Origin of the sequence: Staphylococcus saccharolyticus (assembly GCF_900458815.1) — a bacterium.
Taxonomy (GTDB): Bacteria; Bacillota; Bacilli; order Staphylococcales; family Staphylococcaceae; genus Staphylococcus; species Staphylococcus saccharolyticus.
Genome location: NZ_UHDZ01000001.1, coordinates 350,024 through 374,934, shown reverse-complemented (window position 1 = coordinate 374,934; position 24,911 = coordinate 350,024). Strand labels below are relative to the sequence as shown.

The 24,911-nt window shown below is 32.9% G+C and carries 15 protein-coding genes and 7 pseudogenes; 6 read left to right on the top strand and 16 right to left on the bottom strand.

Features of this window, described 5'->3' with window-relative positions; genetic code table 11:
* Nucleotides 1-339: 339 nt before the first annotated feature.
* A pseudogene (locus DYE57_RS01605) lies at nucleotides 340-698 on the top strand (hypothetical protein).
* Nucleotides 699-919: 221 nt separating this feature from the next.
* On the opposite strand, the pseudogene DYE57_RS01600 reads toward DYE57_RS01605, so the two are convergent.
* Nucleotides 920-2,256, bottom strand: a pseudogene (locus tag DYE57_RS01600) (aspartate aminotransferase family protein).
* Nucleotides 2,257-2,534: 278 nt separating this feature from the next.
* Here DYE57_RS01600 and DYE57_RS01595 point away from each other — a divergent pair.
* Nucleotides 2,535-2,963 (top strand): hypothetical protein, encoded by a 429-nt coding sequence (locus DYE57_RS01595; RefSeq protein ID WP_115312621.1) that lies wholly within the window; start codon nucleotides 2,535-2,537, stop codon nucleotides 2,961-2,963.
* 120 nt (nucleotides 2,964-3,083) lie between these two features.
* Here DYE57_RS01595 and DYE57_RS01590 read toward each other — a convergent pair whose 3' ends face one another.
* On the bottom strand, nucleotides 3,084-3,896 hold the full coding sequence (locus DYE57_RS01590) for a hypothetical protein (RefSeq protein WP_115312620.1): 813 nt from the start codon (nucleotides 3,894-3,896) through the stop codon (nucleotides 3,084-3,086).
* A 331-nt stretch (nucleotides 3,897-4,227) separates the two neighbouring features.
* Here DYE57_RS01590 and DYE57_RS01585 point away from each other — a divergent pair, with 331 nt between their 5' ends.
* From DYE57_RS01585 to DYE57_RS12680, 3 genes and pseudogenes are all read left to right on the top strand, one after another.
* Nucleotides 4,228-4,815, top strand: coding sequence for an LPXTG cell wall anchor domain-containing protein (locus DYE57_RS01585; protein WP_115312619.1), 588 nt, complete (start codon nucleotides 4,228-4,230; stop codon nucleotides 4,813-4,815).
* 373 nt (nucleotides 4,816-5,188) lie between these two features.
* Nucleotides 5,189-6,042 (top strand): annotated as a pseudogene (locus DYE57_RS12170) (NAD(P)/FAD-dependent oxidoreductase); the annotation flags it as partial.
* Nucleotides 6,043-6,120: 78 nt separating this feature from the next.
* Nucleotides 6,121-6,549, top strand: a complete 429-nt coding sequence (locus tag DYE57_RS12680) for an NAD(P)/FAD-dependent oxidoreductase (RefSeq protein ID WP_338014860.1) — start codon at nucleotides 6,121-6,123, stop codon at nucleotides 6,547-6,549.
* A gap of 131 nt (nucleotides 6,550-6,680) precedes the next feature.
* On the opposite strand, the pseudogene DYE57_RS01570 reads toward DYE57_RS12680, so the two are convergent.
* Nucleotides 6,681-7,879, bottom strand: a pseudogene (locus DYE57_RS01570) (putative glycoside hydrolase).
* A gap of 378 nt (nucleotides 7,880-8,257) precedes the next feature.
* Between DYE57_RS01570 and DYE57_RS01560 the strand changes: the two are divergent.
* A complete protein-coding gene (locus tag DYE57_RS01560; RefSeq protein WP_115312618.1) occupies nucleotides 8,258-9,148 on the top strand; it encodes a fructose bisphosphate aldolase in 891 nt (296 codons plus the stop codon).
* A 127-nt stretch (nucleotides 9,149-9,275) separates the two neighbouring features.
* Here DYE57_RS01560 and DYE57_RS01555 read toward each other — a convergent pair.
* The 13 genes and pseudogenes from DYE57_RS01555 to betB form a co-directional block, all read right to left on the bottom strand.
* Nucleotides 9,276-10,182, bottom strand: a pseudogene (locus tag DYE57_RS01555) (hypothetical protein).
* 313 nt (nucleotides 10,183-10,495) lie between these two features.
* Nucleotides 10,496-11,998 (bottom strand): L-lactate dehydrogenase (quinone), encoded by a 1,503-nt coding sequence (lqo, locus tag DYE57_RS01550; protein WP_115312617.1) that lies wholly within the window; start codon nucleotides 11,996-11,998, stop codon nucleotides 10,496-10,498.
* A gap of 219 nt (nucleotides 11,999-12,217) precedes the next feature.
* Nucleotides 12,218-13,036 carry a pyruvate, water dikinase regulatory protein gene (locus tag DYE57_RS01545; protein WP_115312616.1) on the bottom strand — a complete coding sequence of 273 codons (819 nt, stop codon included), beginning with the start codon at nucleotides 13,034-13,036 and terminating at the stop codon, nucleotides 12,218-12,220.
* 1 nt (nucleotide 13,037) lies between these two features.
* Complete coding sequence (gene ppdK, locus DYE57_RS01540) at nucleotides 13,038-15,665, bottom strand: pyruvate, phosphate dikinase (protein ID WP_115312615.1); 2,628 nt, start codon at nucleotides 15,663-15,665, stop codon at nucleotides 13,038-13,040.
* A gap of 278 nt (nucleotides 15,666-15,943) precedes the next feature.
* Nucleotides 15,944-17,528: pseudogene (mbcS, locus tag DYE57_RS01535) on the bottom strand (acyl-CoA synthetase MbcS).
* Between the two features lie 171 nt (nucleotides 17,529-17,699).
* A complete protein-coding gene (locus DYE57_RS01530; RefSeq protein WP_115312614.1) occupies nucleotides 17,700-18,161 on the bottom strand; it encodes an antibiotic biosynthesis monooxygenase family protein in 462 nt (153 codons plus the stop codon).
* A gap of 35 nt (nucleotides 18,162-18,196) precedes the next feature.
* Complete coding sequence (locus tag DYE57_RS01525) at nucleotides 18,197-18,409, bottom strand: sterile alpha motif-like domain-containing protein (RefSeq protein ID WP_115312613.1); 213 nt, start codon at nucleotides 18,407-18,409, stop codon at nucleotides 18,197-18,199.
* Nucleotides 18,410-18,523: 114 nt separating this feature from the next.
* A pseudogene (locus DYE57_RS01520) lies at nucleotides 18,524-19,914 on the bottom strand (MFS transporter).
* Between the two features lie 164 nt (nucleotides 19,915-20,078).
* Nucleotides 20,079-20,303 (bottom strand): hypothetical protein, encoded by a 225-nt coding sequence (locus tag DYE57_RS12590; RefSeq protein ID WP_274380058.1) that lies wholly within the window; start codon nucleotides 20,301-20,303, stop codon nucleotides 20,079-20,081.
* 44 nt (nucleotides 20,304-20,347) lie between these two features.
* Nucleotides 20,348-20,593: a hypothetical protein gene (locus DYE57_RS12585; protein WP_274380057.1), complete on the bottom strand. Its 246-nt coding sequence runs from the start codon at nucleotides 20,591-20,593 to the stop codon at nucleotides 20,348-20,350.
* Complete coding sequence (locus DYE57_RS12580; protein WP_274380056.1) at nucleotides 20,532-21,098, bottom strand: amidohydrolase; 567 nt, start codon at nucleotides 21,096-21,098, stop codon at nucleotides 20,532-20,534. Before DYE57_RS12580 ends, DYE57_RS12585 begins: the two co-directional genes overlap by 62 nt.
* A 321-nt stretch (nucleotides 21,099-21,419) precedes the next feature.
* Entirely contained in the window at nucleotides 21,420-23,138 is a 1,719-nt protein-coding gene (gene betA, locus DYE57_RS01510) for a choline dehydrogenase (protein ID WP_115312612.1), read from the bottom strand.
* Between the two features lie 153 nt (nucleotides 23,139-23,291).
* The gene (gene betB, locus DYE57_RS01505; protein WP_115312611.1) at nucleotides 23,292-24,782 is read right to left on the bottom strand and encodes a betaine-aldehyde dehydrogenase; all 1,491 of its coding nucleotides are present in this window, start codon (nucleotides 24,780-24,782) and stop codon (nucleotides 23,292-23,294) included.
* Nucleotides 24,783-24,911: the final 129 nt, after the last annotated feature.

Here is a 24,911-nt window from a genome sequence, read left to right as displayed (position 1 = left end):
TCCATCATTAATATTTTAAAGTTTTTTCATTTTATATTTATACGTCCAGTTAGTTTTGAATGTATGATACTATTTATATGTAAATCCTTCTATCGTAAAGGCATTAAAATATATTGGAGAAGCTTTAAACAATCACCTTAAAAAATTTATAATGACGTTAGAGATAACGATTATGTTATCTATGCAAACTCATGCATAAAATAATGATTATCAACTACATAATTTTCGACAATAAAATGTTATGAGTTAAAATAAAAAGAATATCCTACGATAATTGTAAAATTAAATATACGCTTCTTCCAAAAAATCTAAATTTTTCCGAAAACTAGGTGAACTTTAATGAAAAAGTTATTATATGGTATTGGTATAATCATTATTTTAATAATTTGTTATATTTTTGTGAATTTTCTCTTTTTTGATTCATGGGCGTGTCATTCAAGTGAAATGCAATTAAATAAATATGTTAAACATGCAGATACTAAGAAATTAAAAGAGATTGCTAAAGATAATAAACCGTATCAATTTTAAAAAAACAAAGTAAAATTTTTATCGATGGAAAATCTGGTAATCAAGGAAGTGAACATATAGGTTACTATCGTATTGATATCAATGGAAAGCCAGCTGCATTATTTATAAAAATTAAGCATGCATTCCTACCTCAAATACCAGAGGTAAAAACAGTAAAATTAGATAAATAAGTCTTCTAAAATTGAAACATAAAAATACTTGTTTAAAGAACCTAACATACTAAACAATATGGTTTAAAGTATAAGAGTAATAAAAAAGCTACTAACAATTATATTAGTCGTTTTTTTGCTGTATATCTCTAATAATTGATAAATAAAATTCACTTGCTTTTTTAATTTTAAGTAAATATTTTTGAACTTCTTCAGATTAATTTACTGCTAAATTTCATATATTACCAACCCTGCTCAGTTACTTCATAATGATTTAAATGACCTTGTTCTAATTCTTTCAGTGCTTCTTCAATTGTATCTAATGCTTTATCAAGTTGATTATAAGTTATCACTAGTGGAGGTTGAAATCTTAAAACATTATCTGCCACAGCTATAATTACAACACCATGTTCAAAACAATAGTTACATATTTTTAATGCTACCTCTGGGTCTCTTATTTTTTCTTTTTTATTAGAAACGATATCAATTCCTATAGATAATCCTACACCACGAACATCTCCGACACTATTATAGCTTTTTACCCATGGATTCATACGTTGACGTACATATACTCCTTTGTCAATTGCAGCTTTAAGTAAGTGTTCATCCTCAATCATTTTCAGTGTAACTAAAGCAGCTTCACAACTCACAGGATTCGCACCAGTTGTAAATAAATGTGCAGGAGCATCTAGACTCTCCATAATCTCTTTTCGCCCCACGATAGCTGACATAGGTAGTCCACCTGCTAAAGATTTACCAAATGTAATTAAATCTGGGGTAAAGTTATAGTGTTCAACTGAACTCCAAGTACCCGCACGCCCTAAACCTTGCTGAATGTCATCTACACCAATGAGAGTACCGTAACGATGACAAATTTCTTGAAGGGCTTCAAAATAACCAGGTACTGGTTCAAGTAGTCCACCATCTCCTTGTATCGTTTCAACAACAATACAAGCTACTTCCTCTGCTGGAACGTATTTAGCAAACATTTCTTTTAAAGGCGAAAGATACTCTTCTACTGTGTTAGGTTGAACTTGTTCAAACATTCCTCTATATTTATCTGGGAAAGGAATATGATAGAAACCATTCAGTAACGGACCATAGTGTTTACGCATATTTAAACTTATTGCTGACATGGACAATGCCCCGAAAGTTGAACCGTGATACGCGTTGGTAAAACTAATGATATATGGTCGCCCAGTATAAGCACGTGCGAATTTAATAATACCATCATTGGCATCAGAACCAGTTAAGCCAAAAGTAACCCTTTTGTCGTAATCTCCAGGTGCAATTTTACATAACTTTTTTGCTAAACGTACGAGTGGTTCATGATACATATAAGCAGGTGTATAATGAACAAACTTTTCTGCTTGACTCTTTATTGCTTCAGTAATCTTTTTAGGTGCATGTCCAATATTTTGTGAGCTCGCACTTGATAATAAATCAATATATTCTTTACCATTTACATCAACAACTATCGCACCATACCCATATCAACTACTAGAGGATAGTATTTAATGCGACCTGATTTCGCGAAATATTCACTATCTTCATTAATGAGGTTTACTGATTTACTCATGATAAACTCACCCTCCTTATGAATTATCATCCATTCTCCTTACTTGGCATAGTATTTTAAGTTTTATATCCCAACTGTTACCAATTTTAAAATGAATTCCTTATAATATTGTAGTAATCAATATACTAATAATTTTCTGATTTATAAATATTTTCTGAAAAATTAAAAAGTATTACCATCTTGTCAATTTATTATTTATCTGGCGCTACATCATTTAATGTATAATCATATGATTCATTGGGAATATATTAAATAAGATAATAATGGAGGAATATCATATGTGGTTAAGATATTTTTATCATTTTCTAGTAGCAATTCTAATTAGTGGTGTTTTACTCATTACAACAATCGTAATGGACATCGTATTGCAATATACGCATCTCACTCAATTACTACTCAACATTGATTTTCTTATAGATCCTAAAAAAGTTCCTACTATTATTGAAGGGCTAATTCATTTAAGTATAGGTTTCGTTATTTATATTGTTTTTTTAGTTATTTACCTAGTTTCAAGACCTTTATATCATTTAGCCTATATTCCCTTATCTTTTATCTTTATCATCTTGTACCCACTTTTAATAACAATTGCAAAGCGCTCATTTTTTACATTTAGTTGGAGCGAGTATGGTTGGTGGATGGTTGCACATATTATTTTTATGGTATTAATGGCCATTTGTCTTCCAACTATTGCTAAGAAACATATATAATCATAATTTAAAAAAAGAGAACCAGCAACGCCATTACGTTTTGGTTCTCCTTTTTGATGGTGATTATTCTTCATCTCCATTTCCATCATATTTAGTAACCACACCATCTTGGTCAACAATTTATGAACCATCTAAATGTCCATCCTTATCAGTAAATGAGAAGCCCCAATTACCATCACTACCCTTTTCAGGTTCTTTATAAGTGTACGTACTCATATCTAATTTATGACCCTCGTATTCTTCTACTAAATCAATAACGTTACTACGCGTTACGATAAGATTGTCTAAATGATCATCGTTCTCAGAGTTAGATTTCGTGTCAGTTGGATCACCATAACTTGTTGATTCTGAAGACATTAGCACACTAATTTGATTAATTTCACTATCACTAGCATCATATAGCTTCACTGTTTGCGCTTCATCGATAATACGTTGAGACTCTTTTTTTGAATAATCTGCACTACGCCAACTACCTTGAAATTGTGATGGAAAATTATAAATTGTTATTGTACCATCTCCATTATTTTTATAGAAAACTGCTCCAGCAGCACTCACACTTGCTGATAATAATTCCGTACCTTCTGGAAATCTTGCTGACTCCTTAGGATGATATGGGTCAAGCAACTTTCCTGATGCATCAGCATGTTGGATTTTTAAGTCATCAAACTGAATGTCATTATTATTTCTATAACTATCTAGCGCAGTTAACCAGACTTTAGAGTAATATGTATCTGAGTAAGTATTTTGTTGTTCAGAATTGATATTATTATCTTCGTTACTTATACCTTTATGTTGTGATTCATTGTTCTTCTTAGAGCTTTGATGATTATCATCACTTACTTTGGAACTCCCTTTATTATCATTGCTATCTCCTAGGCTACAACCACTTACTAGTAATGTTGTGACTAAACACGCCCTTGCAATCTTTTTCATTGCTAACATCCCCTTTTTCAAAACAAATATATAATTATATAAAATTGTACCATTTTATAAATTAGTTATAAAATAGATTGTCTTAAAAACATACATTTATTTCTCTTTTAAAACACAATCAACTTTAATTAATGTATCATTTATATCTATATCAATAAATATCCAAAGATTGTGAACAATGATGAGTGTTTATTAACTTCTTTAACATACCTTAAAGTTTATTTGTGAATTCATTTAAACCGGTATACTGATTAAATTCAGGTGGTACACTAAAACTGTAAAGGCGTACATTCAACTTCTAAATTCTTATATTCGAAATGGAGTTATCATTGTGAACAAGGTTTCTCTTATTGCAACAACTGTTTTAACTGGAACATTACTGTTTACGAGTACAAATGTGACAGAAGCAAAAGCGGATGAGGTAACAGCTAACAATGCAAAAGATATAGCTATGCAAGCTATGAAAGATAGCGGTGGCAATCCCAACTTACAAAATTTTAAAGCCGTGAAAGATAAAGGGGACTATTACGAAATAGGTGTTAATAATAAATCTGACGCTGACATCGGCACTTACAAAGTTTTTAAAGACGGTGAAGTACAATATAAAAGTGGTCACTTTGGAAATTACAGTAGTTTAAGTACTGGTAATTGTTATACAGGTCAAGGAATTACCACTAAATCTTATCACGCACCTCAACATGCCTTTCATAAAGAACCAGCAGTTGATTCAACAAGAGAACTTAATTCATTCTACGTGGGAGATGTGCAATCTACCGATTTACCAGAAGAAACTCAAAATACATTGCCAGACACAGGTAAACAATCAAATCAACTTTTCAACAATGTGATTGCAGGTTCATCATTATTAGTTGGTGGATTATTGATTGTTCGACGTCGTCATTCAAGTAAAATCTCATAAAAACATAGTACAATTAATCAGAAATGAGCCTGGGACATCAATCATTGTTCAGTTATTTTTCGCATATTGGTAGTCGATGACTGAATTGAAAATACGCTTATATCAAGCTTTTTCAACTATAGTCTGAGGCCCTAACAAAGAGAATTTCATCCAGAAATTCAACAGACAAAGCAAGTTGGGGATTGTTGCCGGGGTGAGACAAAGAATTCAATATGAATTCTGTCTCACTCCCATTTTTTTGACGATTTATTGAAAAAGAGAGATACTCAAAGCTTAGAATGAATAGATGAAAAATACCCGGGTAAATTTATGAGTACAGATATTGATTTAGACATAATGCTAAAGCATTGATATAAATGAGGAGGAATAGCATATGAAATATATTATTGTAGGTACTTCACATGCTGGATATGAAGTGATTCAAACATTACTTAAAGAAGACACTAACGCTGAGATTCAGGTGTTTGAAAGTGCTGATGAACCATCATTCCTATCCTGTGGTATTCAAAGCTATTTAGAAAATGTTTCTCCATCTCTTGATTCGTTGCACTATGCCTCTGCAGCATCATATAAAGAACAAGGTGTCGACATTCATACAAATAGTACAGTTACAGACGTCGATACCAATAATAAAACGATTACTGTTGAAGAAGAAGGTCAATCTAAAGAATACACATATGATAAATTATTCCTAAGTCCAGGAGGCAAACCTGTTACTCCACCAGTAGAAGATATTGATCAATACGATAATGTTCTATTTATGCGTGGTCGTGAATGGGCAGACCAAATAAAAGAACGTATGTCTCAATCTAAGAAAGCTGTTGTCGTAGGTGGCGGTTATATCGGTATCGAAGCTGCTGAAGCGTTTGCTAAAGCCGGTATTGATACAACAATTGTTGATATTACAGATCGCATTTTAAACACGTATTTAGATGAAGAATTTACTAATATTCTAAAAAAAATGCTGAACAACATGGTTTACAATTTAAAGGTGGAGAAACAGTTCAATCTCTACAAGGTGACAACAATGGTAATGTCACTACAGTTGTAACTGATAAAAATAAATATGAAGCGGATACGGTATTATTTGCAGTTGGTGTCACACCAGCTACTGAATGGTTAGATGGTAAAGTAGACTTAGGTAAAAAAGGTATTATTAACATTAATCATCGTCAACAAACATCTGCAAAAGATGTGTATGCAGGTGGTGACGCTACACTTATTCCATTTGCACCAATTGAAGAAGATCGTTATATTGCATTAGCAACGAATTCTCGTCGTCAAGGTGTCGTGGCAGCTAAAAACATGGTTGGTAAAGATATGACAATGCCTCGTGTCTCTGGTACTTCTGGTTTACAATTATTTGATTATAAATTTGGTCAGACTGGTGTGCATGGTTCAGAAACAGATAGCTATGATGGTCATTTAGGTCAAAAATATGTAGAAGAATTAATCCATCCTAAATTCATGCAAGATGGAACGACCATTCACATGAAAATTATTTATGATGAGGATAGTCATAAAATTTTAGGTGGGCAAGTGATGTCTATTGAAGATGTAACAGCTTCAATTAATACTATTTCTGTGGCAATATCTGCTGGATTTACGTTAGAACAACTAGCTGTGCAAGATTTCTTCTTCCAACCTGACTATGATCGTCCATGGAACTATCTCAATGTACTTGCTCAACAAGCTTTAGGAGATACATTTGGTAGTGACAAAATGTTATTTTAAATTGGTTGCTCTTCATCAATGATAAAAAAAAAGAGTGGTACAGAATTTATAATGAATTCTGTACCACTCTTATTCATTATTGAAAAACTACAATCTTTTAAACCATCAAATATTGTTCTCAGAAATCTTATTCATTTTTTATCTGAGTCATCTCGTTCATAATCTTTGACCTTTTCTTTCTTAGGATTAAAGTTAGGACCTTGTGTATAATCATTCGCAGCGTTCCAAATTAAGAACTCATCAACATCATTATCTTTCAGCGCTTGAACTTGATCTGAAATTGCTTGAGCATCATATTCTTTATACTTTCCTTCTCCTAAGTAAGAAGCAGTAAAATCTTGAATCCATGGTCTTGTTTTAGGCTTTTTGTTACCTAAATCATTAAGAATATTGTTTTCCTTTTTGATATAACGATTAACTGTTTTATATGGTTCTGTATCAGGATCCTCAAGACCAAAATCTCCTGAACTCCAGTGTGATGGGTAAATCACTGATGAAATAGCATCCACATTTTTAGAAATTTTAGGAAAACTTTGTCCAATACCTGGTGCATTTTTTACTAATGCAGAATATCCAAAAACATCCGCAGAAATTTTTACATTGTATGGTTGCAATTCTTTTTGCGCATATTCAAGATATTTTGTTACAGTATCAACACGTTGATCTCCTGAACTTAATTCACTATTTTTATAATCACCTTTAGAAAAATCAAGGTGTTCAGCTTCATTTTCAAAACCTTCAGGGAAACGTACATAATCAAATTGTATATCTTGGAAACAGCTATATTGTATTTCCAAACATCTTTTATAAATGGATTAACAAAACTATCGCCCTTGCCATTTTCCCACACGGAACCATCTTTTTCTTTGAAAGACCATTCAGGATGTTCTTTAGCTAATTTACTATCTTTAAACGGCACTATACGAGCGATTGAATAGATATTATTTCTCTTCAATTTCTTAAGCAATGATTTAGCTTCTTTTAAATTCAACGAGTTTTTATCAATATCTTTATTGCCAGTATTGAAGTTCATTGTGACATTTCCATTATCATCTTTAACATCGATAACCATGGCATTTAATTTAGAATCTTTAACATACTTAATCAATTCATCCAGTTTTTCTTCTTTGGTAGAACCTCTTGCAACATAAATACCTTTGACACCACCTTTTGGATATTTAACTTTATCATGATTTTGAGATTTATCAGTTTGTGATGACTGTTGTTCCTCTTTATTATCTGAATCACTTTGTTGCCCTCGATTATTACTACAAGCAGATAATATTAATGTACTTGTCGCAATCAAAGCTAACATTTGCTTTTTATTCATACCCTTTGCCCCCAATATTTTCAATAATCATTTTTATCATTAACTCGTGTGAATCTTACTATTTTATTTACCTATTTAATAATAAAAATGTTATTTTGTATATAAGATATCATAAAAATATAAAAATTAAAAAAATTAATTATATTCCTTTAATTTTTTTACATAATATAGTGAGTATCAAACAACTATTAGAAGCAAGTATACGTTTACATTTTATGGTCACTTATTGAACTATAAAGTGAGGTTAATTTTACACCCTGAAAATATGTTTTTTTACAACTAAAGAATTATTTTTCATATTTTTCGAGTAGAAAAACTTGAGATGAATGATAATTTTTATCATACTATACTTGAAAGCTATATTAAGGAGTGGAAAGTATGAATAAAGAACAATTAGAAAAAATGACTAATGGTAAAGGATTCATTGCTGCATTGGACCAAAGTGGTGGTAGTACACCTAAAGCACTTAAAGAATATGGTGTGAACGAAGACCAATATAGTAATGAAGATGAAATGTTCCAACTTGTTCATGATATGCGTACTCGCGTTGTCACTTCACCTTCATTTTCACCTGATAAAATCTTAGGTGCAATTTTATTCGAACAAACTATGGATCGTGAAGTTGAAGGTAAATACACTGGAGACTATTTAGCAGATAAAGATGTTGTTCCTTTCTTAAAAGTCGACAAAGGTCTTGCTGAAGAGCAAAACGGTGTGCAATTAATGAAACCTATTGATGACTTAGATGAAACATTGGATCGTGCAAATGAACGCCATATCTTTGGTACAAAAATGCGTTCAAACATCCTTGAACTCAATGAACAAGGAATCAAAGACGTTGTTGAACAACAATTTGAATTCGCTAAAAAAATCATCGCTAAAGGTTTAGTACCTATCATCGAACCTGAAGTTAATATTAACGCTAAAGATAAAGCTGAAATTGAGAAAGTTTTAAAAGCGGAAATCAAAAAAGGCTTGGATTCTTTAAACGATGATCAATTAGTAATGTTAAAATTAACTATTCCTACTGAAGCTAACTTATATAAAGAATTAGCTGACCATCCTAATGTTGTACGTGTAGTAGTATTATCTGGTGGTTACAGCAGAGATGAAGCTAACAAATTATTAAAAGACAATGACGAATTAATCGCAAGTTTCTCACGTGCATTAGCTAGTGACTTACGTGCTAGCCAATCACAAGAAGAATTTGATAAAGCTTTAGGTAATGCTGTAAATTCTATCTATGATGCATCTGTAAACAAAAACTAAGTTATCCATTCAAAGCGAATGTTGTAACTAAACAACACTAAATTGTTTAGTCAAATATAAAAAGCCGTGTGTTGTACTAATTTGACCACACGGTTTTTTGATATTATAGACAAATCTTAATCCTTAATTAATCATCGAATGACATACTACTTTCTATAATTTTTTAAATACGCCAAGTTGATAATATGAGAAATCATTTTGAGCATTTAAAAATGGCGCTGAAGCAATTCAATATATTTATGATTATCATCACTATCTAATTCTGTTGGTGAAAATAGATAATAGGCTAATATTGCATCAGATATATCTCCTTCTTTTTCAGAACCACTTCCTAATATCGAAACTTGCGTATATGGCTTTACTTCATATTTTGTTTGTAAAATACCATAAGATGTCGCTTTGGGATCTTTCAAACAAGTTAAGTCTTCCAGTATTTTAACTTCTTCCAAGTCCTTAGCTTTAACCATTTTCTTTTTATCTAAAGCAAAAAAGCCTGGTTGAATATTAGTAGCTATTTATTTAACATCTTTGAATGTTGCTAAAATTTGAGCGTAGGACATAGGTAGCTTATTATCTCCCGTTTTCTTGCCATCACGATCTACATACATATAATTGATATGCTTAAAACCTTTTTGCCCACTCTTCATTCTTTTAGTCTTGACACCTTTTTTATCTTTAAAAAACTTATTGACTTCTTCGATAGAGGATCCTTTAGATTCTTTAGTATATTTGTAATCTGCGAGTGTCACCTTATCCATTAATCTTTTATAGTCTTCCCAACCTTGCAATCCAGTCTTGTTAGTAAAACTTTCCTCTGTTATAAGAGCATCGATTTTGTTAAGAACTGGCTTTTGTTTAAATTCCTTGACTTTCTTTTCTAAATCTTTATACTCGTCTTCTTTAGTATATTCAGTTGCTACATCCGTCTTATTTTTTGATTTTTCTGATGAAGATTTATTACCGTCAAAACTATGTGAACAACCTGCTAATACAATAGTAATCATAATAAATAAAATCTCCAAATATTTTCTCATTTTCATTCTTCTTTAAAGTTTTTATAAATAAGCTTCCCCAATAAATATAAATATATATCAAAATATTTATAAGTTTAGTATATACTAAAAACTAATTATTTTATATATTTTCAATAATATTTTATTAATTTGAATATATAGATATCTATGTATTTAAAAAATGGCATTTATTTAAATTTAGACATAAAAAAAGTGAGACAGAATTCATATTGAATTCTGTCTCACTCCCACAACGACCCTCAACTTGCTTTATCTGTTGAATTTCTGGATGAAATTCTCTTTGTTAGGGCCCCAGACTCATATAATGATTTAATTATTTTGTTTTATCGTAGAAACCTAATTCAAGATCTTTAGAGGTTTGCTTACGGATTTTTCTCATTAATTGAGTATCGTGAATTAATGATTCACCATAAGATGGAATCATTTTATTAATTTTTGGTTCCCAATCGTGAGTATATTCAGGGAAGTTACGTTCTATTACTTCTAATGTTACAGAAACAGAAGTTGATGCCCCTGGTGATTCACCTAATAATGCGATAACAGAGTGATCTTCAGAGTTGACAACTTCTGTACCGAATTGGATAAATCCTTTACCGTTTTCTTCAGTATCCTTAATCACTTGAACACGTTTACCTGCAGTATACACTTGCCAATCTTCATCACGAGCTTCAGGGTAGAATGTACGTAAGTGGTTCATACAACCTTCTTTAGTCATTAATACTTGATCGATTGAGTATTTGATTAATGGTAAGTTTTTAACTGCAGATGCAAGTAAAGTTGTGATGTTATATGGTTTAATTGATTTAAATAAATCTAAGTTAGAACCATTTTTTAAGAATTTAGGACCAACGTTTGCAAATGGTCCAAATAATAATGTTCTTTCGCCATCAATATAGCGTGTATCTAAGTGAGGTACAGTCATAGGTGGTGTGCCTAGTGGTTCTTTACCATATACTTTGGCATCGTGTTGATCAATAACTTGTGGGTTAGTACAAACAATAAATTGACCACTAATTGGAAATCCACCCAAATGCTTGCTTTCAGGAATACCAGTTTTTTGTAATAGTGGTATAGCGCCACCGCCAGCACCGATAAATACATAATCAGTTTGATGTTCAAAGACTTGACCAGTGTTACGATTTTTAATTTTAACTGACCATTTACCGTTAGATAAACGTTCAAAATCTACAACTTCATGATTGTACTGAACTTCTACATTTGATGAATCTTTAAGATTTTGAGCCATTTTACGAGTTAATTCGCCATAGTTAACGTCTGTACCTTCATCGATTTTACTTGCAGCCATGTAACCGCCATTATTCTCGCGGCCTTTCATCATTAAAGGAATCCACTTTCTTATTTCTTTGATATCTTCAGTATATTCGATATTATCGAACATTGGGAATTTCTTCATAGCTTCGTAACGATCTTTTAAGAATTTCACATTATTCTTACCACGAACGAAACTGATATGTGGTAATGGATTAATGAAATCTCTTGGATTTTTAATTGCTCCAGATTTTACTAAATGAGCCCAAAATTGTTTAGAGATTTCAAATTGTTCATTGATTTCTTTAGCTTTTTCAATATCAATTGAACCATCAGGTTGTTGAACTGTATAGTTTAATTCACATAAAGCTGCGTGCCCTGTACCTGCATTATTACGTTCATTTGAACTTTCAATACCAGGACGATCTAGACGTTCATACAAATGAATATCCCAATCAGGCGCAATCGCTTTTAACATAGAACCGAATGTTGTACTTAGTACACCGGCACCAATTAAAACGACGTCTTTCTTGTCAGACTTAGCCATGCTGTTCACCTCTTAAGTATTATTTTTCACACCAGCTTATTAAAGAGCTATTTATATCAATTGCATCAGTACCCAACTCTCTAAATACTAGAATATTAGTGCTCTTCAATAGCTACTACATTACTATGTTAAAACAACACCCATAAAATGTAAATTACTAAAACTGAGATTTTGACAATTTTATGACACTTAGATCCATCCTTTTTTGAATTCGAATAATTATCGTTGCATTAAAAATTTCTCTATATAAAATGCAGACTCTTCAATCGATTTATATTCAGTGTTAATCACTGTTGCGTTTAACTTTTTAAAAATTTCTTCTGCATATGACAATTCATTTTTTATTCTCTCTAAATTGTTATACGTAGATTCCGGATATAAACCTAATGTTTCTGCACGATTACGTCTTATATTTGCAATATATTTTGGACTCGCAGTTAATCCAAATACTTTTAAGCCTTTTTGTTGAAAGACATTATCTGGAATCGCTACTTCAGGCACGAGCGGAATATTTGCTATCTTATATCCTTTATTTGCCAGATACATACTTAATGGCGTTTTAGATGTACGGGATACCCCTACGATTAAAGCATCCGCTTCACCTATATCAGTAAAGTGTTTACCGTCATCGTATTTAACAGAATATTCAATAGCCTCAATTCGTTTAAAATATTCGTCATTGAGTTTACGCAAAGCACCACTTTCCATTAAAGGTGTCTCATGTGCATGTTGCTCAATAATACTTATTAACTCTGACATATAATCCACATAAGGAATATTATGTTCTTTAGCAAACAAGTGGCCTAAAGCATTAAATGATTCGCTCACTAATGTTGTTGCAACAATAGCATGTTGTTCCTCTGATAATTGTAATATATTTAGAAATTCTTGTTCATCTTTAATGTAAGGGAATTTCTTAATTTCTACTTGTGTTAAATTTGGGAATTGTGTCAATGTTGCGTGTATCATACGTTGTGCTGTTTCTCCAATTGAATCAGAAACAATAAATAACTTTAAAACTTGATTATTACCCTTCACCTTATCGCTCGCTTTCCTCCGCTTGACTTTGAGCTGTTGCTAAAATCGCACCTGGCACTCTAAATGGTGAACATGACACATAATCAATATCCCATTGATTAAATTGACGTATAGATTTAGCATCTCCACCTAATTCTCCACAAACACCTATCTTAATTTCTGGTTTAGTACGTTTAGCTTGTTCAACTGCTAGTTGAATCAATTGACCTACACCTTGCGTATCTAGTGTTTGGAATGGGTCAAGCTGTAAAATGTTATTTTCAGTATACACATTTATGAATTTTCCTGCATCATCTCTTGAGAAACCAAATGTTAATTGTGTTAAATCATTCGTTCCAAAACTAAAGAAATCACAGTATTGTGCTAATTCATTTGCAATAAAGCAAGCTCTTGGTGTTTCAATCATTGTCCCCATCAAGTACTCTACGCGTTGATGAGAATCATTTTCTAATTGAGTTATCATGTTAACTAAGCGTGCTTTTAAAGTTGTAAATTCTTCTACAGATGAAACAAGAGGAATCATAATTTCTGGCTGACACGTCACACCCTCTTGTTGTAGCTTTAAGACACTTTCTATAATTGCCTCAACTTGCATTTCATATAACTCTGGATACGTCACTGCTAGACGACAACCTCTGTGACCTAACATTGGATTCACTTCGCTCAAATCTACAATACGTTTACGCAATAATTCTGGTGAAACATCAAGTTGTTGAGACACATTTTGAATATCTTCTTCAGATGATGGTAAGAACTCATGTAATGGTGGATCAAGTAAACGTACTATTGTAGGACGATCTTGAGATAATTTGAAGATTATTTCAAAATCTTCTACTTGATATGTTTTAATCTTTTCTAGCGCTTGAACACGCTCTTCATGATTTGAAGCTAAAATGAAACGACGCATTTCAATCAATCGTTCTGGTCCAAAGAACATATGCTCAGTACGAACTAATCCTATTCCTTTTGCCCCGAAATCGTATCCTGCTTTAATATCTTGAGGTGTCTCTGCATTCATTCTTACTTGAAGACGTGCAGTATCTTCTGACCATGACATAAATTGATCGAATTCTTCACTATGCTCAGCATCTACTGTCTCAATTGCACCTAAATATAAGTCACCAGTTGAGCCATCTACAGATATAGTATCTCCCTCATGCAATTTACCATCTGGATAATAAACTGTTTTATTCACTGTATCAATTTCGACATCTGAACATCCAGTCACACAACATTTACCCATACCTCTTGCTACAACTGCGGCATGTGATGTCATTCCACCATGTGTTGTTACTATTGCTTCACTCGATACCATTCCTTCAATATCTTCTGGAGATGTTTCTGGTCGCATTAAGACCACTTTGTGGCCTGCATCTGCTTGTTCTTTTGCTTCTTCTGCAGAGAAAACCACTCTACCTGTTGCAGCTCCAGGGCTCGCAGGTAAGCCCATCTTAGATATAACGGTCGCTTGTTTTAGTCCTTCTTCATTAAAATTAGGGTGTAACAATTGATCGATGAATTTAACATCTACGTTTGATACGGATTCTTTACGACTAATTAATCCTTCGTGAACTAAATCAACAGCGATTTTAATTGCTGCTTTAGCTGTACGTTTTCCATTACGTGTTTGCAATAAATATAATTTGCCATTTTCGATGGTAAATTCAATATCTTGCATATCTTTATAATGCGTTTCAAGTTGTTTGGTTACTTGAACAAACTCTTGATGTACATCAGGCATTTGCTCTTTTAATGTCTCTGTATCCTTGGGTGTGCGAATACCAGCTACAACATCTTCACCCTGTGCATTCAGTAAGTACTCACCGAATAATCGATTCTCTCCAGTCACTGGATTTCTAGTAAATGCGACACCTGTTCCACTTTTTGCTCCACTATTTCCAAAGACCATCTCTTGAACGTTTACAGCTGTACCAATATCATGCGGAATGTCGTTTAATTCTCTGTAAACGCGAGCACGATCGTTATTCCATGATTTAAATACTGCTTCAACAGCTTCTTCTAATTGTTTTAAAGGTTCTTGTGGAAACGGTTTATAAGCCTCTTTTCGATAAATCTCTTTATATCTCTCACAAATTTTTTTTAGTCCTTCTGCAGGTATTTCTGCATCACTCTGATAACTATGCTTATTTTTAAAATCATTAAAATATGTATCAAATGCCATCATAGGAATACCGTAAACCACTTCCCCAAACATTTGTAATAATCGTCGATAACAATCATAAGCAAAACGAGCATCATTGGTTTTCTGTGCAAGTTTCTCTACATTGTCATCATTTAAACCTAAATTGAGAATTGTATCCATCATACCAGGCATAGAAATTTTTGCTCCACTACGTACTGAAACTAATAATAAATGATCATCAGAAGAAAATGATTTTCCAGTTCTCTCAGAGAAAGCTGCCAAATGATCAATTAATTGTGTTTTAACTTTAGTTGGTAATTGTTCATTATGTTTTAAATAACTCATACATGCTTCTGTTGTAATAGTAAAACCATCAGGAACAGGCAAACCTAATCGTTTCATCTCTGAAAGATTAGCCCCTTTTCCTCCTAATAAATCTTTCATTGAAATATTTCCTTCATTAAATGCATAAACGAATTGTGTCATCGTAATCCACCTCTTTGATTTATTATGTCACACTAATTATTTATAAGTATGTCATAATAATGATATGATTACAACATATTTGAGAAAGGGGTTTCATTTTTATATTCGAAATCATGTCAAAAAGCCAAATTTTTAAAATTCTTAAGCTTTTATTTCTTCTTAATTAAGCAAACCATGTATTAAGACTCAAGAATTAAACTATGATTATTTTTAATATGTCAAAAAAAGAGTAGATTGAAATTTAAACATTTCAACCTACTCTCAACCATACATTAAACTTAATGTTGACGATTATATTTTTCAAATTCTGCATCACGTAATTCTACGCGACGAATTTTACCTGAATTCGTTTTTGGTAAATCTTCTACAAACTCAATTGCTCGAGGATATTTATATGGTGCGACCTCATTTTTACAAAACGTTTGTAACTCTTTAATTAATTGATTGCTCGCTTCAAAATCATTCTGTAAAATAATAAAAGCTTTAACGATATTACCTCGGATTTCATATGGACTTGCGACAACTGCACATTCTTTGACAGCAGGATGATTAGTCAATGCGTCTTCTACTTCGAACGACCTAATTGTATAACCTGAACTAATAATAATGTCATCACATCGACCTTCGAACCAGAAATAACCATCCTCATCTTGATGAGCTAAGTCACCAGTTACATAATAATTACCAGCTGAAGCAGCATTCGTACGTGCTTTATCCTTATAATAACCTCTAAATAATACCGGCAAATCTAAAGGAACAGCAATATTTCCTTTCACATTAGCTTTAACTTCATTTCCATCGTCATCTATAATCGTAACGAAGCTACCAGGAATTCCTTTACCCATTGAACCTGGACGTGGTTTAGTTCCCTTTAAAAAACCAATAAGTAAGGTACTCTCAGTTTGACCATAACCGTCTCTTACCATTAAATTAAAGTTACGTTTAAATTGTTCAACAACTTCACGATTTAATGGTTCACCTGCAGAAACTGGACTGTGTAAATGTTCCAAATTATAATCTTATAGATGACTCAATTTTGCCATCATACGGTACTCTGTTGGTGTACAACGTAAAACATTAATTTGGTAATCTTGAATAACTCAAGATACGTTTCTGGTTGGAAACACCTATTGTAAACAAATGCTGTCGCACCTGTACCGAGAATAGATAAGAATGGACTCCATACCCATTTTTGCCAACCTGGAGCAGCTGTTGCTCACACTAAATCATCTTGTTCAATGCATAACCAATGTTTCGGTGCCATTTGTAAGTGAGCATATCCCCAACCATGAGAATGTGTAACAGCTTTCGGGTTCCCTGTAGTCCCTGAAGTATAAGATAAAATCGCTAAATCATCTCGTGATGTTTCAACACCTTCTAGTGCATCACTTGAACCATTCTTTTCATCTTCAACAGAATCCAGCCATCTTGATGTCCTGCCACGATAAACTTCGTTAGCTGGTCGTATTCTTTAACATCTTCAAATTCTTTTGTAAGCAAATGAAATGCTATCACTCCATTAATTTCCCCATGAATAATTCTATATTGTAAGTCTTTCGTACGTAACATTTCCGAACTTGGGATAATAGCAATGCCGAGCTTTAATGCCACAATATATAACTCATATGTAGTAATTGCACGAGGCATCATAATTAACACCTTGTCGCCTTTTTTTAGACCGTATTTTAAGAAAACATTCCCAACTTTATTCGCATTTTTAATAAGCTCTTGATAACTTACAGAAATATTATCGTGCTCATTGTCTCTATAAATAATCGCTTTCTTATTAGAATCTGAAGCATATTTTTCTATTTCGGAAACGATATTATATTTCTCTGGAGCGAGTAAATCTGATTTTTTCATAATTGTACTTCCTTTCAATTCGCATACATATTCATACTATCAGAACTGTTTCATCAATCAAATGGATTGTACTTATTGCGTTGATTTTCTAAATAATAGTATAGAGTTATTTGAAATAAGAAATCCTACCCTTACAATTTATTTCAATGTGTAAGACTGAATTTAAAATATTTAGTTATGATTAACTTGATGGTTAAGTTGCTTTAGTTCAATTCTTATATTGTAAGATAATTCTCTATTAACAATGCTATGATCAACACCTTTTTCCGTGCCACATTTCTTATGGGTTTGAGCATAAGCTTTAGACGTTTGCCAATCATAAAATGCTTGGCGTTCATCCCACAATGTGATGATAATATAATGTCTGCCTTCCTCTTTAGGTCTTAAAAATCTTAAAGCTCTAAAACCAGCTACTTCATGCAAATGTTTATTTCTCTTTAAAAAACGTTCCTCGAAAACTTCTTCATGTCCTTCATTGACAAAGAGATGGTTCAACACGCAGAATGCATGATTAGATAATAGACCTATAGACTCTAATACTCCATAATATTGCTTATCATTATTCTTCTCGATCATAAACATGTCATCAGTTTCTTCTATAATATATGTTTTATAAATATTATTAATTAACATAAGTCATTCCTTCATTTCACTTCAAAATAATTGTGCTAAATTCTACTCTGCTCATAAAGTGATAGTGAGCGTTTAACAATTTCTATACGTTCATGATCAAAACATGATAATTGATTGAAATAGTTAAGTACATTATCTGTAACTGTTTCGTATATTGGAAAATTAATATCTTGATTAATCCATGAAGCCAATTCGCCTAGAGGTGTTTGATCACCAATGAAGTTTTGTATAAAATCATAAAAACTCACATTACCACCTCTTCAAATTAATATAAACACATACTATTATGAATGTTTAAATAAAAATCAAACCAATAAGTATTCATTTAATTTTATTTGCAATTATCAAAAAGTAATTTAAATTTATAATGAATGCTTGTTTGTGCGTGGTAATGTTAACCAGACTATAAAGCAAGCATTAAAAGCCATTATTGAATTAAACCACAACCCTATCATCTCCCTCATTTTTATGTCAAAGAGGGTTGAAAAGATGCCGTAAATTGCTCCTGAAAGTGCAATACCCATTGCCCCTCCTATAGAGGAGGCCATTTTATAAAGACCTGCTGCAACTCCTACCTTCTCTGTCGGTGAGTGACTAATCACTGTATCCGTTGATGGCGTTGCAAATAAACATAATTCTAAACCAAATAATAAATAACCAATAATACATAATGCGATATAAAAAGGTGTTGATAAAAAGGTGATAGACATAAGACAAATTCCCACTGATGTAGTTAAAGTTCCTATTAACATAGGCGTTCTTGGTCCAAACTCTTGTAAAATTTTTTCGCTGACACGTATCATTGTTAAGATTGCTATTAAATAAGTGATGGATAATAAGCCTGTCTCAAACGAACTTAATCCTAAGCCTTGCTGTACAAATGTATTTGTCACAAGTAGCGTTCCAGCGACAGTATTAATTAAAAAATTAGCAAATGTCGCACTACTTACTATATAATCTATTTCTAAAAAGCGAAAAATCAATCAGTGGTTGCATCACTTTATGTTCAACGATTAAAAATATAATTAATAATAGTACGAAAACAATACCTAGTGACACAATCTCTTCTGAAAATAAACCTAATTGTGCAGTTTGCGTGATAATAATATTTAAACTTAGTAATATGACTACTAATAAAACGAGACCTAAATTATCAAATCGATCTTTAGTTGGTCTAATATTTCTTGATTCTGGTATTCCTTTAATAAGTATAATAGATATCAAAGAAACAATTATAGAAAAAATAAATATCCATTGCCAACCTATAAAAGTGGCGATTACACCTCCAAAAATTGAAGAAAAGCCAGAACCACCCCATGAGCCAATTGACCAAAAACTTAGGGCACGTTGTCGGTCTTTATTCATAATAATACGTTTTAATTAAAGACAGTGTTGATGGCATAATGAAAGCTGCAAACAAACCTTGAATTGCCCTACCTAATAATAATAAAGCAATAAAGCTTGTACTTATAATGAGTAAAGATCCTAGTATATTTAACCAAAGACCTATTAAAGTTATTCGTACTCTGCCAAAGTTATCGGCTATACTACCTGCTCCTACAACAAACATTCCACAAAAAAGAGCGGTTAGACTTACCGCAATACTCACAGTTCCTAAATGGCCACCAAAAGAAGTTTGCAACGTTGGAATGACGTTAAGCAAAGAATTAGCAAAAAGCCAAAAAGTGATAACAGCTAATACGATTCCACTTAATAAAATATTGGTACCTTTATATTCATGTTGTTGATTCATTGATGATTAATACTCCTTTATTTTAAATAGTCTAAGACAACTGTACCTACTGCCTCTGCCGCTACAAGCATTGAAGATTCACTAATATTAAATTTAGGATGAGGAGGAGGATAAATTGGTCCTTCTTTCGGAGCAGCACCCGCATAGATAAATTTACTTGGTAATTATGTTGCATAAAATGCAAAATCTTCTGATGGAGGCTGAGGGTCACATATTTCTACACCTTTTATACCTTCTAATTTAGCATTTTTAATTGTTTCAGCTACATATGACGTAAATTCAGGGTCATTATATAATGCTGGATAATCTTTTTTAAATTCAAACTCACATATAACACCAAACGTTGTTTCCAATCCTTTAACAATACGATTAAGTTCATTTTGAATCATATCTCTAGTGGCATCTAAGAGCGCACGTACATCACCTTCTATCTCTATTTGATCTTTAATGACATTAAATTGTCCCTAGAACCTATTGTTACTACTCCTGTCTCAAACGGACTTAAACGTCTAGAGACAATTGTTTGTGCGGTCGTGACGAAATGTGTACCCGCTACAATAGCATCATTGGCCATGTGTGGAGAAGAACCATGTCTTCCTTTACCTTTTACAACAAGTTTAAAATAAACACGTCCTGTTTGAACAAATCCTTGACGGTAAAAAACTTTTCCTGCTTCCATAGTACTCATCACATGTACAACCTAATACATAATCCACACCTTCTAACACTCCATCTTTAATCATACCTTGGGCACCACCCAGAGGCATTTCTTCAGCTGGTTGATGTATGATAACCACTTTACCTTGTAACTGATCTTTCATTTCAATTAAACTTTCTCCAAGAATTAGCATATAAGCAGTATGCGCATCATGTCCACACGCATGCATGACTCCTTCATTCATAGAAGCAAATGGTAAACCTGTTTGTTCTTGAATTGGCAAAGCATCAAAGTCTGCACGTATTGCTATCGTCTTTCCTGGATTACCACTATCTATCGTTACTTTAACTCCATTGGGTCCAACATTTGTCTCAACATCACAATCTTTATGTTGATAAAATTCCGCAATGTATTGAGGCGTTGTTATTTCATGAAACGATAATTCTGGGTGTTCATGTAGATAACGCCTGATTTCGATCATCTTTTGTTCTTTTTCACGTAATCGTTGGATTAAATCTTGATTCATCATTATCCTCTCTTCAAGATTATTATAGATACTTCTTAAAGATTCATGTTGTACAACGTCTTATGTAATTATATTATACTTAAAATTTTTTATTGAATTTTAACTCAATGATTTTAAATAATAACTAAAAAAATCTCAGAAAGATATGATACTTTAAATCTTTCTGAGACTTTTATCATCTTTAGTTTCATTTCTTGATACTAATGAAGCTTATTTATAGACGTTTGCTTTAACATATTAAATAAGCAAATACTATGATTCAAGAGAATTCTAGTAGTTTTTTAAGTGAAAATTCTCTTCTCTACCTAGCTAAGAAAAGCTTTAATATTGGTAGAATGGATCATCTTCCATTGCGCCTGCTTTTTCATCATCAATGCCATGTTTATAATAATCAACATATTGAGGTTCAAGTGGTTTTCTTCCACGAATAATATCAGCTGCTTTCTCAGCTAACATAAGAATAGGAGCATGGATATTACCATTTGTTGTTCTTGGCATTGCAGAAGCATCTACGACACGTAAATTTTCCATACCGTGAACCTTCATTGTTAATGGGTCTACAACGGCCATAGGATCTGAAGAAGATCCCATTTTCGCGCTACATGACGGATGTAATGCGGTTTCACCGTCTTTTCTTACCCAATCTAAGATTTCTTCATCTGTTTGTACTTCAGGTCCAGGTGAAATTTCTCCACCATTAAATGGATCCATAGCTTTTTGTTTAAGAATATTGCGTGCTACTCTGATTGCTTCCACCCATTCACGTTCGTCTTCTTTAGTTGATAAATAATTAAATACAATACTTGGCTTTTCGAATGGATCTTTAGATTTAATCTTTAAGCTACCTCTTGAATTAGAGTACATAGGTCCTACGTGTACTTGATAACCATGAGCAACTGGTGCTTTTTGACCATCATAACGTACAGCAATTGGTAAGAAATGGAACATCAAGTTTGGATAATCTACTTCATCATTAGATCTTACAAATGCGCCACCTTCAAAATGGTTAGAAGCTGCCGCACCTTTACGTGCAAAAATCCATTGTAAACCAATCAACGGCATACGTTTTACATCTAAACTTGGTTGTAAAGATACAGGTTGTTTACATTTATGTTGGATATAAACTTCTAAATGGTCTTCGAAGTTTTCCCCCACACCTGGTAAATGCATACGTGGTTCAATACCTTTAGATTTTAAGAATTCTGAATCACCAATACCAGATAATTGTAATAGTTGAGGTGTATTAAACGCACCACCTGAAAGAATAACTTCTTTAGCTTGAACAGTATGTTCTTTACCATTTTTCTTAAACGTTACACCTGTTACTTTTTTACTATTATCGTCGTCAAAGTTCAATTTAGTTACGAAAGCACGTGTTTCAACTTCTAAATTTCTACGTCTCATAGCCGGGCGTAAATATGCTCTTGATGCTGACATACGGCGACCATGGTAAACTTGGCTATCAAATGGACCAAAGCCTTCTTGTCTATATCCATTAACGTCTGGTGTTTTATGATAGCCCGCTTCTACACCTGCATTAAAGAAAGATTTAAATAATGGATTAGTTGCTGGTCCACGTTTTAATTTAATAGGACCATCGTGACCTCTAACTTTATCATAAGGTGTTGCACCATAAGTTGTTTCTAACTTTTTAAAATAAGGTAGACAATGCGCAAAGTCCCAAGTATCCATACCTTCTGGCTCTGCCCAGCCTTCATAATCCATTGGGTTACCTCTTTGATAAATCATACCGTTGATAGAACTAGAACCACCTAATACTTTACCTCTCGCGTGATCAACTTTACGTCCCATATGAGGTTCTTCTTCAGTTTGATATCTCCAGTCATAGAATGGGTTACCAGAAGGGAACATTAATGCTGCTGGCATTTGAATAAATAAATCCCAAAAATAGTCACTACGTCCAGCTTCTAAAACTAATACATTTTTATCTTTATCTTCAGATAGACGTGCACCAAGTACAGAACCAGCACTACCGCCACCTATAATGACATAATCGTATGAATCACGTTTTCTTCTCATTGTTAAAGACCTCCAAAAATTGATTTGTTTTCTTTGTTTGTTAACATCTCTTTCTTAAAAGGTTTTACATATGTAAGTGAGCGCTTTTATATAGCGTCCACGTGCATGTTTGATTTTTATTATTAAAAATTAAATTTAATTATTTAATTTCACTTACTTACTAAACCAATTAACTGGTTCAGGGTTAGTATTTGTAAGAATATGCTTAGTCACTAAGTACTCTTCTAAGCCTTCTTTACCAAGTTCTCTACCGATACCAGATTGTTTATAGCCTCCCCATGGCGCTTGAGCGAAATAAGGATGAAAATCATTAATCCAAACTGTACCAAGTTTCAATTGATTTGCAACACGTTGTGCTTTACCGATATCTTTAGAGAACACAGCACCTGCTAACCCATAAATTGAATCATTTGCTAAGCGAATCGCTTCTTCTTCATTTGAGAAACCTTCAACTGTAACTACTGGTCCGAAGACTTCTTCTTGAACAATACGCATAGACGTATCACAATCTGTAATTACAGTCGGTTCAAAGAATAAACCTGCTTGTAAGTCTTCTCGTTCAGGTCGTTTACCACCAATTGCGATAGTTGCGCCATCCTTTTTAGCAATTTCCATATAGCTTTCAATTTTATCACGATGAGCAGTTGAAATGACTGGTCCCATTTCAGTTTCTTTATCAAAACCATTACCAAGTTTGATTTTGTTGACGCGGGCTATGAGAGCCTGTTCAAATTTATCTTTAATATCATTATGAACTAAGATTCTTGAACCAGCTGAACATACTTGACCAGCATGGAAGTATCCTCCATTAAGCGCTTGATCTACTGCTAATTCAAAGTCTGCATCATCAAAAATAATGTTAGGATTTTTACCGCCTAATTCTAATGCAACATCAGTCACATGATCAGCTGCTTGTTTCATAATATGTTTTCCTGTTTCGATACCGCCTGTAAATGACACTAAATCTACCTCTTCATGACCGGACATCACATCGCCAACTTCTGAACCAGCACCCAGAACAAGATTGATTGTTCCTTTAGGGAAACCAACTTCTTCCATTAGTTCAAATATACGAATTGTAGTTAATGGTGTGATTTCACTGGGTTTCATCACCAATGAGCAACCTGTTGCTAGTGCAGGTGCAATCTTCCAAGATGCTTGTAACAAAGGATAATTCCATGGCGTAATTTGAGTGACAACACCTACTGGCTCTTTAACCACTTTACTTTCTGCATTTGGAATTGGTGAATTAATTACTTCGCCACCGTCTTTGTCAGCTAAACCTGCGAAATACATAAATACATTATGAATGTCGTCCATGTCTGCATATGATTCTTCAAGTGTTTTACCAGTGTCTAATGTTTCTAACTGAGCTAACTCTTCACGGTTTTCTTTAATTTTATCTGCTATAGCTCTAACTTTTTTACCTCTAACTTCACTTGTTTCTTGTGACCATTCGCCTTCTTCAAATGATCTTCTTGCAGCTAAAATCGCTCTTTCAACATCCTCTTTTGTACCTTCCGCTACAGAAAAGATAGTTTCTTGATTGTAAGGATTTATAATATCTCTTGTATTTTTATTTGAACTTTCAACCCATTCTCCATCAATAAATTGACGATTTGATAATTTATCTACAAGTTCCATCAAACGACCTCCGTTAAGTTTGTTAAATTTTTATTTAACGAATTTTACAAAGTTATGTTATCATAGGTGTTGAAAAAGTGTCAATTTCTTTAAATATATTTGTAAAATACATGTCGTCATATCAACTTG

Excerpts from the sequence above, each read along its gene's own strand:
- DYE57_RS01595 (WP_115312621.1), top strand. The coding sequence starts at position 2,535 with ATGTGGTTAAGATATTTTTATCATTTTCTAGTAGCAATTCTAATTAGT.
- DYE57_RS01590 (WP_115312620.1), bottom strand. The coding sequence starts at position 3,896 with ATGAAAAAGATTGCAAGGGCGTGTTTAGTCACAACATTACTAGTAAGT.
- DYE57_RS12680 (WP_338014860.1), top strand. The coding sequence starts at position 6,121 with ATGGTTGGTAAAGATATGACAATGCCTCGTGTCTCTGGTACTTCTGGT.
- DYE57_RS01560 (WP_115312618.1), top strand. The coding sequence starts at position 8,258 with ATGAATAAAGAACAATTAGAAAAAATGACTAATGGTAAAGGATTCATT.
- lqo (WP_115312617.1), bottom strand. The coding sequence starts at position 11,998 with ATGGCTAAGTCTGACAAGAAAGACGTCGTTTTAATTGGTGCCGGTGTA.
- ppdK (WP_115312615.1), bottom strand. The coding sequence starts at position 15,665 with ATGACACAATTCGTTTATGCATTTAATGAAGGAAATATTTCAATGAAA.
- DYE57_RS01530 (WP_115312614.1), bottom strand. The coding sequence starts at position 18,161 with ATGTTAATTAATAATATTTATAAAACATATATTATAGAAGAAACTGAT.
- DYE57_RS12590 (WP_274380058.1), bottom strand. The coding sequence starts at position 20,303 with ATGATTCAAAATGAACTTAATCGTATTGTTAAAGGATTGGAAACAACG.
- DYE57_RS12585 (WP_274380057.1), bottom strand. The coding sequence starts at position 20,593 with ATGGAAGCAGGAAAAGTTTTTTACCGTCAAGGATTTGTTCAAACAGGA.
- DYE57_RS12580 (WP_274380056.1), bottom strand. The coding sequence starts at position 21,098 with ATGAATCAAGATTTAATCCAACGATTACGTGAAAAAGAACAAAAGATG.
- betA (WP_115312612.1), bottom strand. The coding sequence starts at position 23,138 with ATGAGAAGAAAACGTGATTCATACGATTATGTCATTATAGGTGGCGGT.
- betB (WP_115312611.1), bottom strand. The coding sequence starts at position 24,782 with ATGGAACTTGTAGATAAATTATCAAATCGTCAATTTATTGATGGAGAA.